Origin of the sequence: Streptomyces sp. NPDC093065, from assembly GCF_044754585.1 — a bacterium.
Taxonomy (GTDB): domain Bacteria; phylum Actinomycetota; class Actinomycetes; order Streptomycetales; family Streptomycetaceae; genus Streptomyces.
The window spans coordinates 88,144-104,928 of sequence record NZ_JBIVPJ010000014.1 but is presented as its reverse complement, the minus strand read 5'-3'; the positions used below and the strand labels follow the sequence as shown (position 1 = coordinate 104,928).

The window sequence follows — 16,785 nt, the reverse complement described above, 5'->3', positions numbered from 1 at the left end:
GCGACGGGACGCGTCGTCGCCGGCCGGTACGAGCTGTCCACGCTCATCGGCCAGGGCGGCATGGGACAGGTCTGGACGGCCTACGACCGGCGCCTGGACCGGCGCGTGGCCGTGAAGCTGCTGCGCCCCGACAAGGTGGCCGGGCAGGAGGCCGACGAACTGCGCCGCCGGTTCGTGCGCGAGTGCCGGATCACCGCACAGGTCGACCACCCCGGCCTGGTCACGGTGCACGACGCGGGCAGCGAGGGCGAGGAGCTGTTCCTCGTCATGCAGTACGTCGACGGCGCCGACCTCTCCGACCACCTCGCCGAGCACGAGCCGTACCCCTGGCAGTGGGCCGTCGCGGTCGCCGCCCAGCTCTGCGCCGTACTGAGCGCCGTGCACGCCGTGCCGATCGTCCACCGCGACCTGAAACCGCGCAACGTGATGGTCCGGCAGGACGGCACGGTCACCGTCCTGGACCTCGGTGTCGCCTCCGTCATGGACGCCGACACCACCCGCCTCACCCACACCGGCACCCCCATCGGCTCGCCCGCCTACATGGCGCCCGAGCAGGCCATGGGCGGCGCCGTCGGCCCGTACACCGACCTGTACGCGCTCGGCGTGCTCCTGCACGAACTGCTCAGCGGCGACGTCCCGTTCGCGGGCTCGACGGCGCTCGGCGTGCTGCACCGGCACCTGTACGAGCCCCCGCTGCCCGTGCGCCGCATCCGCCCCGAGGTGCCGGAGGCGCTCGAAGCCCTGGTGCTGCGCCTGCTCGCCAAGGACCCGCAGCACCGCCCCGACTCCGCCCAGGAGGTCTACGAACACCTCGCGCTGCTGCTGCCCGCGCGCGGCGTGCCCACCGGCGGCCCCCTGGACCCCACCCGCCCCTTCGTGCGCCCGCACGCCCCCTGGCCCGACCGCGCCCGCACCCCCGCGCCGCAGCCGGCCCCCGCCCCGCCCGTGGCCGAGGCGGGCAAGCCCGACGTCGCCCGTGCCGTCGACGACGTCAAGCGCCTCCTCGGCGAGGGACGCATCACCCAGGCCGTCGACGTCCTCGGCGCGATCCTGCCCGCCGCCGCCGAACAGCACGGCGAACGCTCCCCGGTCGTGCGCACCCTGCGCAAGCAGTACGCGGCGACCCTCATGGACGACGGCCAGTACCGGCGCGCCCTGCCCGAACTGCGCCGCCTCGCCGACGAACGCGCCGCCGAGGCCGGCCAGGCCGACCCGCAGTCCCTGCGCCACCGCTACGACGCCGCCCAGTGCCTGGAGCAGCTCGGCGAACCGGCCGCCGCCCTCGCCGAGTACCGCGCGCTGCTGCCGTACTACGAGAACCAGTACGTCGCGGGCGACCCCGACCTCGCCCACGACGTGCGCCGCCGCATCGGCCACCTGCTGCTCGCCCTCGGCGACCGCGCCGGCGCCCACGACACGCTGGTCCGGCTGCTGCACGACGTGGAGCGGATCCACGGGCCCGGTCACCCGCTGGCCGCCGACATCCGGCGCACGCTCGAATGGCTCGGCCGGATGCGCGGCTGACGGCCGCGGACGCGGGTGGGCGCGAGGCGGTGCCCGAAGTCCTGATGAATCGTTGGTCCAATGGGTTGGCCAGAGCCGGGCCACTGCCTAACATCGATCATCGCAAGACTTTGTGCGCCCGCCCGTCGCCCGACCACCACCCCTGGTCGAGACGCTTCGCGCCGCACCTGTCCCTTGCAATCTCCAAACGGGAGGTTCCCTTGCACCGCCGCAGCCGCCGTCGCTCCGCGCTTCTCCTCACCGCCGCGATCGCCGCCGCGGCACCCCTGCTCACCGCCTGCGGCAGCGACGCGCATCCGGGCGCCGCGGCCGTCGTCGGCGACCAGCGGATCACCGTCTCCCAGCTGGAGAACCGCGTCGACGAGGTACGCACGGCCCAGCGCGCCGCCGTCCCGGACGACACCCAGTACCAGCAGGTCGTCGCGAGGACCGGCACCCTCACCCGCGACACCCTGCACGGCATGGTCCTCGACCGGGTCCTGCACCGCGCCGCCCAGGACGCCGGGGTGACCGTCAGCCGCAAGGAGGTGCAGCAGATGCGCGGCGGCTTGGAGGAGCAGGCCGGCGGCCCCGAGCAGCTGGAGACGGTCTGGCTCCAGCAGTACGGTGTCGCCCCCGAGCGCCTCGACGACAACCTCGTCGTCCAACTGGAGGCCCAGAAGCTCGCCCAGAGCCTCGGCACCGACACCAGCCGGCCCGAGTTCTGGCAGGCCCTGTCCGAGGCCTCCAAGAAGCTCGACGTCGACCTCAACCCGCGCTACGGCACCTGGGACGTCCAGAAGAGCAGCCGCGTCGACACCCGGACGCCGTGGGTGCGGGAGATCGCCGAGGGGACCGAGCAGCCGGCCTGACCGGTCTGCCCCTTCCGGCGGTTCAGCACATGATCGTACGGCCCCCTGTGGACAACTCGGGGGGGGCCGTCGGGGGCGTGCGTTAGGTTCGGAGAGTGAACGCAACCACCGCCCACGCGACCGCCCCCGACCAGGGCCGCATCGTCCTGCTCACCACCAGCCACCGGGTCGCCCCCGGCCTGCTGTCCTGGCCCGCGTGGCAGGCCCTGCGCACCGCCGACCGCGTCCTGTGCGCCGACGGCGCCCACCCGCAGCTGCCCTACCTGCGCGAGGCGGGCATACGGGTCGACGAGGCGGCCCCGACCGCCGAGGAACTGGTGGACGCCTGCGCCGGCGGACGCACCGCGGTGGTCGTCGCCACCGGAGAGGGCGACCCCGCCCTCACCGACGGCCTGGCCCGCCTCGCCGGCTCCGGCCGCGTCCACATGCCCGAGCTCGAACTGCTCCCCGCCTCCTACGACCTCCCGGGCGCCCGCCTCCTCGACCTCGTCCAGGTCATGGACCGCATCCGCGTCGAATGCCCCTGGTCGTCCCGGCGCACCCACAAGGGCCTGGCCAAGTACGCCATCGAGGAGGCGTACGAACTCGTCGAGGCCATCGAGGACGGCGACCGCGACGAACTGCGCGAGGAGCTGGGCGACGTGCTCCTCCAGGTCGTCTTCCACGCCCGCATCGCCGAGGAGGACCCCGACGCCCCGTTCTCCGTCGACGACGTGGCCGGCACCATCGTCGACAAGCTCGTCCACCGCCACCCGCACGTCTTCGGCGACGAGACGGCCGAGACGCCCGAGGAGGTCCGGGAGCACTGGCTGCGCACCAAGGCCGCCGAGAAGCAGCGCACCTCCGTCACCGAGGGCGTCCCCCTCGGCCAGCCCGGCCTCGCCCTCGCCGTCAAGCTCGCCTCCCGCGTCCGCACCGCCGGCCTGCCCGTCCCCCTGCCCTCCGGCGAGGGCATCGGCTACGAACTCCTCGCCCTGGCCGCCCGCGCCGAATCCGAGGGCACCGACCCCGAGGCCGCCCTCAGGGCAGCGGCCCGCACCTACCGCGACGCGATCAGGGCGGTCGAGGGATGACCGGCCGCCCACCCGCGTCAGGCCCCACGCCCGACGCGGACCCCGGTACCGGTCCCGTCCCCGAGCTGTTCAGCTGGGAGTTCGCGAGCGACCCCTACCCCGCGTACGCCTGGCTGCGCGAACACGCCCCCGTGCACCGCACCCGGCTGCCCAGCGGGGTGGAGGCCTGGCTGGTCACCCGGTACGCCGACGCGAAGCAGGCCCTCGCCGACCCGCGGCTGTCCAAGGACCCGGCGCACCACGACGAGCCCGCGCACGCCAAGGGCAAGACCGGCATTCCGGGGGAGCGCAAGGCCGAGCTGATGACCCATCTGCTGAACATCGACCCGCCGGACCACACCCGGCTGCGCCGACTGGTCAGCAAGGCGTTCACACCCCGCCGGGTGGCCGAGTTCGCGCCCCGGGTGCAGGAGCTGGCCGACGGCCTCATCGGCCGGTTCGCCGCCACCGGCTCCGCCGACCTCATCCACGAGTTCGCCTTTCCGCTGCCCATCTACGCCATCTGCGACCTGCTCGGCGTCCCCCGCGAGGACCAGGACGACTTCCGGGACTGGGCGGGCATGATGATCCGTCACGGCGGAGGCCCGAGGGGCGGGGTGGCGCGGTCGGTGAAGAAGATGCGCGGCTATCTCGCCGAGCTCATCCACCGCAAGCGCGCCGCGCTGTCGCCCGAGCCCGCCCCCGGCGAGGACCTCATCTCCGGCCTGATCCGCGCCTCCGACCACGGCGAGCACCTCACCGAGAACGAGGCCGCCGCGATGGCCTTCATCCTGCTCTTCGCAGGTTTCGAGACCACGGTCAACCTCGTGGGCAACGGCGCCTACGCCCTGCTCACCCACCCCGAGCAGCGGGACCGGCTCCAGTCGTCGCTGGCCGCCGGGGAGCGCGGGCTGCTGGAGACCGGCGTCGAGGAACTCCTGCGCTACGACGGACCGGTGGAACTGGCCACCTGGCGCTTCGCCACCCGGCCGCTGACCATCGGGGGGCAGGAGGTCGCGGCCGGCGATCCCGTCCTCGTCGTCCTGGCCGCCGCCGACCGCGACCCGGAGCGGTTCACCGACCCGGACACCCTGGACCTCGCCCGCCGGGACAGCCAGCACCTCGGGTACGGACACGGCATCCACTACTGCCTCGGCGCCCCGCTCGCCCGGCTGGAGGGACAGACCGCGCTGGCCACACTGCTCACCCGGCTGCCGGACCTCCGCCTCGCCGCGGACCCGGCCGAACTCCGGTGGCGCGGCGGGCTCATCATGCGAGGTCTGCGCACCTTGCCCGTCTCGTTCACGCCGTTCGCGTCACCGGCCGGCAACGGTGCGTCGCCGACGCAAAAGTGACACGCGCTCAACTCTGTGATCTTCACGTGATCTGTGCGGCATGAACTTGTGACAAGCGATGATCTCCCTATACGTTCACGGATCAACGTGGTGTCGAGCGTCATCCGCCGCGTGGTCCCCGTCGTCTTGTGAAAGGTCGTCGCATGCTCTCCGGGAACGGTCGTCACCGCCGCCCCCGCCAGGCACCCGCTCTGGTCGTCGCCGCCGGAGTGACCGGCTCCGCCATCGCGATCCCGCTGCTCGGGGCCACCGGCGCCCACGCGGCCGGCTCCGCGAACTGGGACCAGGTCGCCGAGTGCGAGACCGGCGGCGCCTGGAGCCAGAACAGCGGCAACGGGTACTACGGCGGCCTGCAACTGTCCCAGGAGGCCTGGGAGCGGTACGGCGGCCTCGACTACGCGCCCAGCGCAGACCAGGCCAGCCGCTCCCAGCAGATAAGGATCGCCGAGAAGATACACGCGGACCAGGGCATCGCCGCCTGGCCGACCTGCGGTCTGCTCGCCGGCCTGGGCAACGACTCGGGGGGCACGAGCGGCGGCTCGGGCGCGACCGGTGACGGTGCGTCGGAGGGTTCGGACACCTCGGGCAAGACGGACACCCCCAAGTCGTCCGAATCACCCGACTCGTCCCAGTCGGCCGACTCTGGTGACTCGTCCGGCGCGACCGAGACGCCGGAGGCGACGTCCGGAGAGCCCTCTTCGTCCCCTTCGTCCTCCTCTTCCCCCTCCGCCTCGCCGTCGTCTGACGCTTCCTCCGATGCCTCCGGCGACTCGCGCGGCGGCGCGGACCAATCCGTCAAGCCGGACGCATCGGCCGAATCCGGCTCCTCCGGCAGTGCCGAACCGCAGGGCGTCGAGGGCTCGTCCGGCTCGGGCAAGCACCGTGGCGGCAGCGCGGAGGAGGGTGCGACGGAGGAGGGCCGTACGGACGCGACGACGGGGCGGCACGCCTCGCGCGACGGTGACGAGGGAGAGGCCGAAGTCGGTCGTTACGTCGTCCGCACCGGCGACAGTCTCTGGGCCATCGCCGACACCCTTGAGGTCACCGGCGGATGGCACACGCTGTACGCCGACAACACGACGGTCGTCGGCGCCGACCCGGACCACATCCTGCCCGGTCAGACGCTCACGGTCACGGGCGAATCGGGCGAAAAGTAGGGGGAGTTCGCGTCACGGTTAGAGGCTGTATGTCCCTTTTGGATCTCGTGAGAGATAGGTCTCAGAAGCCGTGATCGTCTTTGAAAATCCGCGGAGCGCGTGTCTACGGTCATGACCGCTCGCCATCGCGGGCCCCGACAGCCGCAACGCCGAATCCTGCCAGCGGCCGTACGGGAACAGTCGTCGCGTCAAGCGCCGCAGGCAGGAGCGGGGGACCCAAGGTAAGTGCCGCACCGGGCAGTTGAGCCGGAGCGGCTAGGGGTGAAGCCGAGTTCCGCGAGGAACCCGGCCGGGCAACTCAACCGGCCCGAACCCGACAGCTCACCTCGCAGGCGTCGGTGAGGGGATCAACCATGCTGTTTTCCGGCAAGGGCAAGCACCGTCGTCCGTCCAAGGCCACCCGTGTCATCGCCGTCGCCGGCGTCACCGGTGCCGCCGTCGCCGCCCCGCTGATGGCGGCCGGCAACGCCTCCGCCGCCACCGCGTCCGAGTGGGACGCCGTCGCCCAGTGCGAGTCCGGCGGCAACTGGTCCATCAACACCGGCAACGGTTACTACGGCGGTCTGCAGTTCTCCGCCTCCACCTGGGCCGCCTACGGCGGTACGCAGTACGCCTCCAGCGCCGACCAGGCGAGCAAGGACCAGCAGATACAGGTCGCCGAGAAGGTGCTCGCCGGCCAGGGCAAGGGTGCCTGGCCGGTCTGCGGCACCGGCCTGTCGGGCGCCGCGTACACCGGTGGCGGCTCGGGCAGCGGTTCCGGCAGCTCCGAGAGCTCGCAGAGCCAGAGCAGCGGCTCCACCGCCGAGCGCTCCACCGAGCAGAAGGCCTCCCGCTCCTCCGAGCGTCCGGCCGCCGAGCCGAAGGCCGAGAAGCCCGCCGAGAAGAAGAAGACCGTCACCACCCCGACCGGCAAGAAGGTCGAGAAGGGCGACGGCGAGTACAAGGTCGTCAAGGGCGACACCCTCAGCTCGATCGCCGAGGAGCACGACGTCAAGGGCGGCTGGGCGAAGCTGTTCAAGCTGAACGGCGACATCGTCGACGACGCCGACCTGATCTACCCGGGCCAGCAGCTGCACCTGAAGTAAGCGGCGGCGGCTCCCGCCCCGGTGCGTGTTCCCCCGTACGCACCGGGGCGGGACTTTTCATGTTCCGCCTTTGTTCCGTTCGGAAACAATTTACTCTCGGTTCTGTCCAGCGGGTGGGCGATCGGCTGGCCGATCGCCCGGAGCCGGTTAGGCTCGGTCCCGCAGAGCCGCCGCGGTCCTGCGGGACCCGCGCGTCACACCGAAGCGTCACATTGAAGAAGGAGATGCTCGTGCCGTCCATCGACGTCGTCGTAGCCCGGGAAATCCTGGACTCCCGAGGCAACCCCACGGTCGAGGTCGAGGTCGGCCTCGACGACGGCAGCACGGGGCGTGCCGCCGTTCCGTCCGGCGCCTCCACCGGTGCCTTCGAGGCCATCGAACTCCGTGACGGCGACCAGAGCCGTTACCTCGGCAAGGGCGTCGAGAAGGCCGTGCTGGCCGTCATCGAGCAGATCGGCCCGGAGCTCGTCGGCTACGACGCCACCGAGCAGCGTCTGATCGACCAGGCCATGTTCGACCTGGACGCCACCGACAACAAGGGCTCGCTCGGCGCCAACGCCATCCTCGGCGTCTCCCTCGCCGTCGCCCACGCCGCCTCCGAGGCCAGCGACCTGCCGCTCTTCCGCTACCTGGGCGGTCCGAACGCGCACCTGCTGCCGGTGCCGATGATGAACATCCTGAACGGCGGCTCGCACGCCGACTCCAACGTGGACATCCAGGAGTTCATGATCGCCCCGATCGGCGCGGAGTCCTTCTCCGAGGCCCTGCGCTGGGGCGCCGAGGTCTACCACACCCTCAAGAAGGTCCTGAAGAACAAGGGTCTGGCCACCGGCCTCGGCGACGAGGGCGGCTTCGCCCCGAACCTCGGCTCCAACCGCGAGGCCCTCGACCTCATCCTGGAGGCGATCAAGGAGGCCGGCTACACCCCCGGCGAGCAGATCGCCCTCGCGCTCGACGTCGCCGCGTCCGAGTTCTACAAGGACGGCTCCTACGCCTTCGAGGGCAAGAACCGCACCGCCGCCGAGATGACCGAGTACTACGCCGAGCTGGTCGAGGCGTACCCGCTGGTCTCCATCGAGGACCCGCTGTTCGAGGACGACTGGGACGGCTGGAACACCATCACCGCCCAGCTCGGCGAGAAGGTGCAGCTCGTCGGCGACGACCTGTTCGTCACCAACCCCGAGCGCCTGGCCCGCGGCATCGAGGAGAACTCGGCCAACGCCCTGCTGGTCAAGGTCAACCAGATCGGTTCGCTGACCGAGACCCTGGACGCCGTCGAGCTGGCCCAGCGCAACGGCTTCAAGTGCATGATGTCCCACCGTTCCGGCGAGACCGAGGACGTCACCATCGCCGACCTCGCCGTCGCCACCAACTGCGGCCAGATCAAGACCGGCGCCCCGGCCCGCTCCGAGCGCGTCGCCAAGTACAACCAGCTGCTGCGCATCGAGGAGATCCTCGACGACGCCGCGGTGTACGCCGGCCGCAGCGCGTTCCCCCGCTTCAAGGGCTGAGCACCACGCCGTAGGCCCTCGTAAGAGGCAGCGTCGTACGTACGTCCCCGTACTCGGTCCCGTACCGTGTGCGGGGACGTACGCACGTATGACGGACGACGCACACGAAGGCTGAGGCGGGGCGACATGGCGGTGAAGGACCGGGACCGTTTCTCCACCGCGACCAGGATCCGGATCATCGGGGAGCAGACCGCGGCCCGGGTCTACCGCTCGCAGACCAAGCGCCAGGCGCGGCGCTCCCGGCTGACCGGCCGGGCCGCGCTGCTCGCGATGGTGCTCTGCTCGCTCGTCGTGGCCCTCGCCTACCCGATACGGCAGTACGTCGCCCAGCGCGCCGAGATCGCCGGTCTGAGGCAGGAGCAGCGGGAGACCCGGCAGCGGGTCGAGGACCTGCGGGACCTCAAGGCGCGCTGGCAGGACGACGCCTACGCCGAGCAGCAGGTCCGGCTGCGGCTGCACTACGTGATGCCGGGGGAGACGGGCTTCGTCGTCGTCGACCCGGACGCGGCCGAGCAGACCCGCGCCGAGGCCGGCGCCGCCGACCGACCCTGGTACCGGAACGTGTGGGACGGGGTCGACAAGGCCGACGCCGCCGCCCGCCTGCGGTGAACCGACCGCGCCGGCAGTGACTCAACAGGAAGACCAGCAGAAGACAGTCATGCAGACTCCCCCGCCGACCACCCCGCGCACCGAGCCGACCGACGCGGACGTGGCGGCCTTCAAGCAGCAGCTCGGACGCCCCCCGCGCGGCCTGCGCGCCATCGCGCACCGCTGCCCGTGCGGACAGCCGGACGTCGTGGAGACGGCCCCGCGCCTGCCCGACGGCACGCCCTTCCCCACGCTGTACTACCTGACGTGCCCGAAGGCGGCCTCCGCCATCGGCACGCTGGAGGCGAACGGCGTGATGAAGGAGATGACCGAGCGTCTCGCCACCGACCCCGAGCTGGCCGCCGCCTACCGCGCCGCGCACGAGGACTACATCCGGCGCCGTGACGAGATCGAGGAGCTGACCGGCTTCCCGAGCGCGGGCGGCATGCCGGACCGCGTGAAGTGCCTGCACGTGCTGGTCGCCCACTCGCTGGCGGCCGGTCCCGGCGTCAACCCGCTGGGCGACGAGGCGATCGCGATGCTGCCCGAGTGGTGGCGCAAGGGGCCGTGCGTGAGCGTCTCCGAGACCCACGGGGAGGACGCCCAGTGACCCGGGTCGCCGCCGTCGACTGCGGTACCAACTCCATCCGGCTGCTGGTCGCCGACGCCGCCCCGGCCACGGGCGAGCTGACGGACCTGGACCGGCGCATGACCATCGTGCGGCTGGGCCAGGGCGTCGACCGCACCGGGCGGCTGGCACCCGAGGCGCTGGAGCGGACCTTCGCCGCCTGCCGGGAGTACGCCGAGGTCGTCAAGGCGCACGGCGCCGAGCGGCTGCGCTTCGTGGCCACCTCGGCCTCCCGCGACGCGGAGAACCGGGAGGACTTCGTGCGCGGGGTGCTGGACATCCTGGGCGTGGAGCCGGAGGTCATCTCGGGCGGCCAGGAGGCCGAGTTCTCCTTCACCGGCGCGACGAAGGAGCTGACCGGCCGCACGGACCTCGACAAGCCCTACCTGGTCGTCGACATCGGCGGCGGCTCCACCGAGTTCGTCGTCGGCGACGACCACGTGCGCGCCGCCCGTTCCGTGGACGTTGGCTGCGTCCGGATGACCGAGCGGCACCTGGTGCACGACGGCGCGGTCACCGACCCGCCCACCGGGGCGCAGGTCGCGGCGATGCGGGCCGACATCGTGGCCGCCCTCGACCTCGCCGAGGAGACGGTGCCGCTGCGCGAGGCGCGCACGCTGGTGGGTCTCGCCGGGTCCGTGACGACGGTGTCCGCGATCGCGCAGGAGCTGCCGGAGTACGACTCGGCCGCCATCCACCACTCCCGCGTCTCCCGCGACCGGGTCCGGGAGATCACCGACTGGCTGCTGCGCTCCACCCACGCCGAGCGCGCGGCGGTCCCCTCCATGCACCCGGGCCGGGTCGACGTGATCGCGGCCGGGGCCCTGGTGCTCCTGACGATCATGGAGCGGACGGGCGCGGAGGAGGTCGTCGTGAGTGAGCACGACATCCTCGACGGCATCGCGTGGTCGGTGGCGTAGGGCCCCTTTCTGGGGCGCTCGCCGCGGCCGTGCGGTAGCGGTCTGAGCAGGACGGACATCGATTGAGCGGGCATCGGGGGGTCTTTCGGGGCCCCTCGGTGACGTCCCGTCGGGAAAGTTCGTGAAGTTCTTCACAAGGAATTGGGTCCCGTCGGACGACGGAAGCGCGCTCGTTGACCCTTTTGGGGTTTCAACTGCCCTTTGAACGTGTTCAGGACGGTGTCGCGAGGAGGTCCCGCAGAAGCCTCGCGGGCGGCCGGCCCACCGCCTCGGCGGTGCGGAGGTGCAGCTCACGCGGCATTGACAACGGGACGCCCTACACGCTGGTTCCTTCGCCCGCCATGATCTCCGTCACTTCGGCGGCGGATGGTAGCACAGCCTCCACCGAACCTTGTGAAGGGGCGCACGAACCACCCCCCTCGGTCGGGTGGATACTCGATGGCATGAGCACCACGGAGCGTCCCAGGATCCTCGTAGTAGGCGGTGGGTACGTAGGCCTGTACGCAGCTCGACGCATCCAGAAGAAGATGCGTTACGGCGAGGCGACCGTCACCGTCGTCGACCCGCGGTCGTACATGACCTACCAGCCCTTCCTCCCCGAAGCCGCCGCCGGCAGCATCTCCCCGCGGCACGTCGTCGTCCCCCTGCGGCGCGTGCTTCCGAAGGCGGAGGTCCTCACCGGCCGGGTCACCACCATCGACCAGGAGCGCAAGGTCGCCACCGTCGCCCCGCTGGTCGGCGAGGCGTACGAGCTGCCCTTCGACTACCTGGTCATCGCGATGGGCGCGGTCTCCCGCACCTTCCCGATCCCCGGCCTCGCCGAGCAGGGCATCGGCATGAAGGGCATCGAGGAGTCCATCGGCCTGCGCAACCACGTCCTGGAGCAGCTCGACAAGGCCGACTCCACCACCGACGAGGAGATCCGCCGCAAGGCGCTCACCTTCGTCTTCGTCGGCGGCGGCTTCGCCGGCGCGGAGACCATCGGTGAGGTCGAGGACATGGCCCGGGACGCGGCCAAGTACTACAACAACGTCTCCCGCGAGGACATGCGCTTCGTCCTCGTGGACGCCGCCGACAAGATCCTCCCCGAGGTCGGCCCCAAGCTCGGCCAGTACGGCAAGGAGCACCTCGAGGGCCGCGGCGTCGAGGTCTACCTGTCCACCTCCATGGACTCCTGCGTCGACGGCCACGTGGTGCTGAAGAACGGGCTGGAGGTCGACTCCAACACGATCGTGTGGACGGCCGGCGTCAAGCCCAACCCGGCACTGGCCCGCTTCGGCCTGCCGCTGGGCCCGCGCGGTCACGTCGACTGCGCGCCGACCCTCCAGGTCCAGGGCACCGACTACATCTGGGCCGCGGGCGACAACGCCCAGGTGCCGGACCTGGTCGGCCGCAAGGCGGGCAACGAGAACGCCTGGTGCCCGCCCAACGCCCAGCACGCGCTGCGCCAGGCCAAGGTCCTCGGCGACAACGTGATCTCCGGCATGCGGGGCTTCCCGCAGAAGGAGTACAGCCACGCCAACAAGGGCGCGGTGGCGGGCCTCGGCCTGCACAAGGGCGTCGCGATGATCGTCATGGGCAAGATGAAGATCAAGCTCAAGGGCCGGCTCGCCTGGTACATGCACCGCGGCTACCACGGCCTCGCGATGCCGACCTTCAACCGCAAGATCCGCGTCTTCGCGGACTGGACGCTCGGCATGTTCCTCAAGCGCGAGGTCGTCTCCCTCGGCGCGATGGAGACGCCGCGCGAGGAGTTCTACGAGGCCGCCAAGCCGGCTCCGAAGCCCGCCGCGGCGAAGGCCGCCGACCAGGGCGAGAAGGCCGGCAAGCAGGAGAAGACCGAGGCCAAGGCCTCCTGACCTCCGGCTGCCCCGAGCAGTAGCAGTCCCTCGAAGGGGCCGTCCGCCATCCGTGGTGCGGGCGGTCCCTTCGCGCTGTGCCCGTGCCGCGACCCCGTGCCGCGACCCCGCGCCGCGTCCGTGCGCACCCCGCCGCGCTCGCGCTGCGCCGTTGGGGCGACAAGTCCGTTGGTGTGTACAGCTATTTTGCCGAGTCGTAACGCGCGCCGGGGACTGTACGGCGGGCTCCCAGGTGTTTACGTGGTGTTGGACATTCCGGGATCGCTCGTCACGGAGGTACGCCATGGCTGACGCCGCGCTGCGGCTCCAGAACCTCTTCGAACAGTTGCTGGGAGCACCACTCCCGGTGCGCATCCGCGCCTGGGACGGTTCGCAGGCGGGCCCGCCGGGCGCACCGACCCTCGTCGTCCGCAACCGCAGGGCACTGCGGCGTCTGCTGTTCAAACCCGGTGAACTGGGCCTGGCCCGCGCCTGGGTGGCCGGCGACCTCGGCATCGAAGGCGACCTCTACACCGCCCTCGGTCTGATGGCCGGCCTGATCTGGGAGCGGGGCGAGGACGCCCGCGGCCTGGGCGAGGCGCTGCGCGACCCGGAGGCCCGGGCCGCCGTACGCGGGCTGGTGAAGCTCGCCGGGACGCCGCTGCCCCCGGCGCCGCCGCCGGAGGAGATCCGCCGGGCCCGCGGCCACCTGCACACCAAGCGCACCGACAAGCGGGCCATCAGCCACCACTACGACGTCGGCAACGACTTCTACGAGATCGTCCTCGGCCCCTCCATGGTGTACTCCTGCGCCTACTGGCCCGCCCCGCCCGCCGACGGCGGCACCCTGGAGGACGCCCAGCGCGACAAGCTCGAACTGGTCAGCCGCAAGCTGGGCCTGAGTGCCGGTCAGCGCCTCCTCGACGTCGGCTGCGGCTGGGGCTCCATGGCGATCCACGCGGCCCGCGAGCACGGCGTGAGCGTCGTCGGTGTCACCCTCTCCCAGGAGCAGGCCGCGTACGCCCGCAAGCGCGTCGCCGACGAAGGGCTCACCGACCGGGTGGAGATCCGGGTCCAGGACTACCGGGACGTCGCCGACGGGCCCTACGACGCCATCTCCTCCATCGGCATGGCCGAACACGTCGGCGCCGAGCGCTACCTGGAGTACGCCACCGACCTGCACAAGCTGCTGCGGCCCGGCGGACGGCTGCTGAACCACCAGATCGCCCGCCGCCCCCAGCGGGACGAGACCGCGTACCACGTCGACGAGTTCATCGACGCCTACGTCTTCCCCGACGGCGAACTGGCCCCGGTCGGCACCACCGTCACCCAGCTGGAGCGCGCCGGGTTCGAGGTCCGCGACGTGGAGTCGATCCGCGAGCACTACGCGCTCACCCTGCGCCGCTGGGTCGCCAACCTGGAGTCCGGCTGGGCGAGTGCCACCCGGCTCGTCAGCCCCGGCCGCGCCCGGGTCTGGCAGCTGTACATGGCCGCCTCGGCGCTCTCCTTCGAGCGCAACCGCATCGGTGTCAACCAGGTACTCGCCGTGAAGACGCCCGACTCGGGAGCCTCCGGGATGCCGCTGCGGGCCCGCGTGTGGGGCGCGCCGGGCCGCGCCTGATCCGCGCACGACCCGAGGGCCGGGCCCCCGTGCGGGGAGCCCGGCCCTCGGTGTTCCGCGTCGTGGCGGGGTCACTCGGCCTTGATCGCGTTCAGCATGTTCAGCCGGGCGGCGTTGCGGGCCGGCCACAGCGCGGCCAGGACGCCCACCAGGCCGGCCAGCACCACGAAGATCCCGATCCGGTCCCAGGGCAGGACCAGCGCGTACCCCGGGATGCTGTCCGCGACGGTCTCGCCGATCGCCCAGCCGAGGAACGTGCCGAGACCGATGCCGACCACCGCGCCGAACACCGAGATGACGACGGCCTCCAGCCGCACCATCCGCTTCACCCGGCGCCGGTCCAGACCGATCGCGCGCAGCATGCCGATCTCCTGCTGCCGTTCGAAGACGGACATCGCGAGGGTGTTGACGACGCCGAGCACCGCGATGATCAGGGCCATCGCCAGCAGGCCGTACATGACGTTCAGCAGGGTGCTGATGGCGCCGCCGAACTCGTCGCGGATGTCCTGCCGGTCCATCACGGTGATCGCGGGGTTGTCGCCGAGCGCGTCGACGAGGACCTTCTCGTTCGCCGCGGTCTGGCCGCCCTCGGTCTTCACGAAGATCTGCCGGATGGACGGCTTCGCCTCGTGCCGGTCCACGACCTCGCGGTCGACGAGGACGGGGGAGAGGAACTCGCTGTCCTTGTAGACGGCGCCGACCGTCAGCGTGGCCTTCTCGTCGTCGTCGAAGGTGACGGGGACGGTGTCGCCGGGCTTCCAGCCCCTGTTCTCGGCCGTCTTCTCGGCGACCGCGATCCGTCCCCGGGCCAGCGAACCCGCGTCGCCGCTGACGACGTCGACGGTCAGGACCTTCTCGATGTCCCCCGGGGTGACGGCGGAGGCCGACACGTAGTCGCCGTCGACCCGGAAGTAGGCGTCCTGCTGCGGCGACACCGCGGACACGCCGTCGGCCTTCTCCAGGGCCGTCAGCGCGGACCGGTCGAGGTCGCCTCCGTTGGCCATCGTGACCATGTAGTCGGCCCTGATGTTGTCCGTGGTCATCTTGTCGATGGCCGCGCCGACCGTGACGCCGAGCACCGACAGGCCGGTCACCAGCGTCAGTCCGATCGCCAGCGCCGAGGCGGTGGCGCCGGTGCGGCGCGGGTTGCGGACCGCGTTCTGGCCGGCGAGCTTGCCCGCCACGCCGAAGGGGCCGACGAGCAGCGGACGGACGAGCGCGATCACGGGCCGGGACAGCAGCGGGATCAGGACGATCACGCCGATCAGCGCGAAGAACGCGCCGGCGCCGATGTACAGCCGGCCGTCGTCGCCGCCGGCCGAGGCGCCCGCCACGATCCCCGCCGCACCGAGGGCGGTGACGGCCGCGCCGATGGAGTTGCGCACCACCAGCGACTTGGTGGTGGCCACCGCGTGGACGCTGTTCATGGCCGCCACCGGCGGAATCTTCGCGGCCCGGCGGCCGGGCAGCCAGGCGGCGAACACCGTGATCAGCACGCCCACCGCGAACGCCGCGATGACCGGCGTGGCGGACAGGACCAGCGGGCCGGCCGGCATCTTCATGTCGAACGCGGCCATGCCGGAGCGCAGCGCGACGGCCAGACCGACGCCGAGGGCGAAGCCGACGGCCGAGGCCACCAGGCCCACCAGCGCGGCCTCGGCGAGCACCGAGCGGGTGATCTGCCTGCGGGACGCGCCGACGGCGCGCATCAGGGCGATCTCCTTGGTGCGCTGCGCGACCAGCATCGTGAAGGTGTTGGAGATCAGGAAGATGCCGACGAAGAGCGCGATGCCCGCGAAGCCGAGCAGCACCTGCTTGAGGTTGCCCAGGCCCTGTTCGATCTGATCGGCCTGCTCGTCGGCGAGCGCTTGCCCGGTCTGGGCCTCGGCGGTGTCCGGCAGGAGCGGCCCGACCGCATCGAGGATGCGGGCGTCGTCGGCGCCGGGGGCGGCGGCGACGGTGGCGCTCTCGAAGTAGCCGGGCCGGAGGTACTGCTTCTGGGCGACGGCGGTGTCGAAGAGGACGAGGCTGCCGCCCGCGTTGACGGCGCCGTCCTCGGTGGTGAACACACCGCTGAGGGTGTACTCCTTCACCGGGCCGTTGGTCGCGACGCGCACCCGGTCGCCGACCTCGTACTCGCCCTTGCCGGCCGACTCCTCGTCCAGGGCGATCTGGTCGTCCTTCACCGGGCCGGTGCCGTCGGTGAACGTGTACGCGGTGTCCTCGCCGTCCTTGCCGGGCGCGAAGTTGGAGCCCTTGTTGGACCAGCCGACGCCGATGAGCTTCCCGTCGGGGTCGGCGACACCGGCGAAGCCCTCGACGCGGCCGTACACCCCGGCGACGCCGTCCACGGCGGAGATCCGGTCGAGGACCTTGCCGGAGAGGCCGGGCTCCTCCTTGGGGTTGTCCGGGTCGGCGTGCGAGGTGACGGCGACGGCGACGTCGTCGTAGCTCTTCGCCGACTGGTTGCGGAAGGCGTTGGAGAGGGTGTCGGCGAAGACCAGGGTGCCCGACACGAACGCCACGCCGAGCATCACGGCGAGCACGGTCATCAACAGCCTGGCCTTGTGCGCGAAGACGTTGCGCAAGGCGGTACGGAACATGGGGGTCTTCTCTGTCCAGACGGTACGGGGAGCGGCGAGCGGGGGGACGGCG

13 protein-coding genes and 1 riboswitch are annotated in these 16,785 nt (G+C 71.7%); of the genes, 12 read left to right on the top strand and 1 reads right to left on the bottom strand.

Features of this window, described 5'->3' with window-relative positions:
* Nucleotides 1-33: 33 nt before the first annotated feature.
* From pkaE to ACIQFU_RS23870, 12 genes are all read left to right on the top strand, one after another.
* Entirely contained in the window at nucleotides 34-1,524 is a 1,491-nt protein-coding gene (pkaE, locus tag ACIQFU_RS23925; RefSeq protein ID WP_402554289.1) for a serine/threonine protein kinase PkaE, read from the top strand.
* 200 nt (nucleotides 1,525-1,724) lie between these two features.
* A complete protein-coding gene (locus tag ACIQFU_RS23920; protein WP_402554196.1) occupies nucleotides 1,725-2,375 on the top strand; it encodes a SurA N-terminal domain-containing protein in 651 nt (216 codons plus the stop codon).
* Between the two features lie 95 nt (nucleotides 2,376-2,470).
* The gene (locus ACIQFU_RS23915; RefSeq protein WP_402554195.1) at nucleotides 2,471-3,448 is read left to right on the top strand and encodes a nucleoside triphosphate pyrophosphohydrolase; all 978 of its coding nucleotides are present in this window, start codon (nucleotides 2,471-2,473) and stop codon (nucleotides 3,446-3,448) included.
* Nucleotides 3,445-4,782 (top strand): cytochrome P450, encoded by a 1,338-nt coding sequence (locus ACIQFU_RS23910; protein WP_402554194.1) that lies wholly within the window; start codon nucleotides 3,445-3,447, stop codon nucleotides 4,780-4,782. The genes ACIQFU_RS23915 and ACIQFU_RS23910 overlap by 4 nt, the downstream gene beginning before the upstream one ends.
* 143 nt (nucleotides 4,783-4,925) lie before the next feature.
* Complete coding sequence (locus ACIQFU_RS23905) at nucleotides 4,926-5,939, top strand: transglycosylase family protein (RefSeq protein ID WP_402554193.1); 1,014 nt, start codon at nucleotides 4,926-4,928, stop codon at nucleotides 5,937-5,939.
* A gap of 183 nt (nucleotides 5,940-6,122) precedes the next feature.
* Nucleotides 6,123-6,289: riboswitch (cyclic di-AMP (ydaO/yuaA leader) on the top strand.
* Nucleotides 6,290-6,292: 3 nt separating this feature from the next.
* Nucleotides 6,293-7,024, top strand: coding sequence for a resuscitation-promoting factor protein RpfA (gene rpfA, locus ACIQFU_RS23900; RefSeq protein WP_402554192.1), 732 nt, complete (start codon nucleotides 6,293-6,295; stop codon nucleotides 7,022-7,024).
* Nucleotides 7,025-7,254: 230 nt separating this feature from the next.
* The gene (gene eno, locus ACIQFU_RS23895) at nucleotides 7,255-8,535 is read left to right on the top strand and encodes a phosphopyruvate hydratase (RefSeq protein ID WP_402554191.1); all 1,281 of its coding nucleotides are present in this window, start codon (nucleotides 7,255-7,257) and stop codon (nucleotides 8,533-8,535) included.
* Between the two features lie 126 nt (nucleotides 8,536-8,661).
* Nucleotides 8,662-9,144, top strand: a complete 483-nt coding sequence (gene divIC, locus ACIQFU_RS23890; protein ID WP_402554190.1) for a cell division protein DivIC — start codon at nucleotides 8,662-8,664, stop codon at nucleotides 9,142-9,144.
* A gap of 49 nt (nucleotides 9,145-9,193) precedes the next feature.
* Complete coding sequence (locus ACIQFU_RS23885; protein WP_402554189.1) at nucleotides 9,194-9,733, top strand: DUF501 domain-containing protein; 540 nt, start codon at nucleotides 9,194-9,196, stop codon at nucleotides 9,731-9,733.
* Nucleotides 9,730-10,671 (top strand): exopolyphosphatase, encoded by a 942-nt coding sequence (locus ACIQFU_RS23880; RefSeq protein ID WP_402554188.1) that lies wholly within the window; start codon nucleotides 9,730-9,732, stop codon nucleotides 10,669-10,671. Before ACIQFU_RS23885 ends, ACIQFU_RS23880 begins: the two co-directional genes overlap by 4 nt.
* Before the next feature lie 443 nt (nucleotides 10,672-11,114).
* Nucleotides 11,115-12,530, top strand: coding sequence for an NAD(P)/FAD-dependent oxidoreductase (locus tag ACIQFU_RS23875; protein ID WP_402554187.1), 1,416 nt, complete (start codon nucleotides 11,115-11,117; stop codon nucleotides 12,528-12,530).
* Nucleotides 12,531-12,813: 283 nt separating this feature from the next.
* Complete coding sequence (locus tag ACIQFU_RS23870; RefSeq protein WP_402554186.1) at nucleotides 12,814-14,130, top strand: class I SAM-dependent methyltransferase; 1,317 nt, start codon at nucleotides 12,814-12,816, stop codon at nucleotides 14,128-14,130.
* A 71-nt stretch (nucleotides 14,131-14,201) separates the two neighbouring features.
* On the opposite strand, the gene ACIQFU_RS23865 is transcribed toward ACIQFU_RS23870, so the two are convergent.
* Nucleotides 14,202-16,733 (bottom strand): ABC transporter permease, encoded by a 2,532-nt coding sequence (locus ACIQFU_RS23865; RefSeq protein WP_402554185.1) that lies wholly within the window; start codon nucleotides 16,731-16,733, stop codon nucleotides 14,202-14,204.
* Between the last annotated feature and the right edge of the window lie 52 nt (nucleotides 16,734-16,785).

What these genes read in the sequence shown, in the direction of transcription:
- ACIQFU_RS23910 (WP_402554194.1), top strand. Translation starts at nt 3,445, where the DNA reads ATGACCGGCCGCCCACCCGCGTCAGGCCCCACGCCCGACGCGGACCCC.
- ACIQFU_RS23905 (WP_402554193.1), top strand. Translation starts at nt 4,926, where the DNA reads ATGCTCTCCGGGAACGGTCGTCACCGCCGCCCCCGCCAGGCACCCGCT.
- rpfA (WP_402554192.1), top strand. Translation starts at nt 6,293, where the DNA reads ATGCTGTTTTCCGGCAAGGGCAAGCACCGTCGTCCGTCCAAGGCCACC.
- divIC (WP_402554190.1), top strand. Translation starts at nt 8,662, where the DNA reads ATGGCGGTGAAGGACCGGGACCGTTTCTCCACCGCGACCAGGATCCGG.
- ACIQFU_RS23885 (WP_402554189.1), top strand. Translation starts at nt 9,194, where the DNA reads ATGCAGACTCCCCCGCCGACCACCCCGCGCACCGAGCCGACCGACGCG.
- ACIQFU_RS23875 (WP_402554187.1), top strand. Translation starts at nt 11,115, where the DNA reads ATGAGCACCACGGAGCGTCCCAGGATCCTCGTAGTAGGCGGTGGGTAC.
- ACIQFU_RS23870 (WP_402554186.1), top strand. Translation starts at nt 12,814, where the DNA reads ATGGCTGACGCCGCGCTGCGGCTCCAGAACCTCTTCGAACAGTTGCTG.
- ACIQFU_RS23865 (WP_402554185.1), bottom strand. Translation starts at nt 16,733, where the DNA reads ATGTTCCGTACCGCCTTGCGCAACGTCTTCGCGCACAAGGCCAGGCTG.